Origin of the sequence: Paraburkholderia sp. J67, from assembly GCF_905220265.1 — a bacterium.
In the GTDB taxonomy this organism is placed as follows: domain Bacteria; phylum Pseudomonadota; class Gammaproteobacteria; order Burkholderiales; family Burkholderiaceae; genus Paraburkholderia.
In genome coordinates this window covers 1-266 of sequence record NZ_CAJMZK010000138.1, presented here as the reverse complement: position 1 = coordinate 266, position 266 = coordinate 1, and the positions used below count along the sequence as shown (strand labels likewise).

Genomic DNA, 266 nt, shown 5'->3' with positions numbered 1-266 from the left:
TTGCGCCTTGCCGTTGTCTGCCGCAGCTTCCAGCGTTTCGACGGCTGCGCTGCCGCCTTCTGCCGCGACTGCGTCGAATGCCGTCGTACGAACGGTGATGACCTTGATTGCGTCTTGAGATTGGACGGTTGCGATCGCGTTGCCCGCATAGATCGGACGCTCGAACGTGTCGGCGCTATTCACTGCCGTGATGTCGCTGATCTGCGCGACGTCCAGCTTCGCGGCGATACGCGGCGTGACGTTCTTGCCCGCTGCGGTTGCCGGAA

General features: G+C 62.8%; 1 pseudogene. It reads right to left on the bottom strand.

Annotated features, from left to right (window positions below):
* A pseudogene (locus U5782_RS41510) lies at window positions 1–266 on the bottom strand (electron transfer flavoprotein subunit alpha/FixB family protein); the annotation flags it as partial.